The sequence below is a fragment of the Thalassotalea ganghwensis genome (assembly GCF_053485795.1).
This window is the reverse complement of record NZ_JBQRUM010000073.1, coordinates 1-469: the sequence shown is the minus strand read 5'-3', so window position 1 is coordinate 469 and position 469 is coordinate 1. Positions and strand designations below refer to the sequence as shown.

Below are 469 nucleotides of genomic sequence, written 5' to 3'. Positions count from 1 at the left end.
TGCCCATCTTAATCATCGAGAAGTTGAAACCCCAGATGGCCATCACTAGCACCACTATAAATAAATCGTTTCGTTTCATAACTGTACTCCTTAATTGTTGCAAAATAGTATTACTCGTGTACAGTCACCGGTACAGATACAATTTTTGATAAAAAGAGAAGTACAGTTTCGCTTATGAGTATGTACAGAATGATGGCAAGCCAATTTGTTCATGAAATAGAGTCGGGTAAGTTGCCACAAGGTAGTCGTATGCCCTCACTTAGACAGCTTTCAAAACAGCAGTCAGTGAGCATGTCTACGGCAGTCAGCTGTTACCAAGAGCTGGAATCACAAGGATGGATCCATGCTCGCCCTCAAGCGGGGTATTACGTTTCGGTTCATAAAAGCCAACATCGAACGCCACAAATTGTGCAATTTATCAGTAAGGTTTCGAGCGTTGAACAGAGCTTTGCGATTCATTCTGAATACA

At 41.8% G+C, this 469-nt stretch carries 1 protein-coding gene; it reads left to right on the top strand.

The window, feature by feature from the left end; translation table 11 throughout:
* Window positions 1-174: 174 nt before the first annotated feature.
* Window positions 175-469, top strand: a 295-nt coding sequence (locus ACSLUH_RS19540) for a GntR family transcriptional regulator (RefSeq protein WP_448570084.1), incomplete at its 3' end; no start/stop codon positions are given.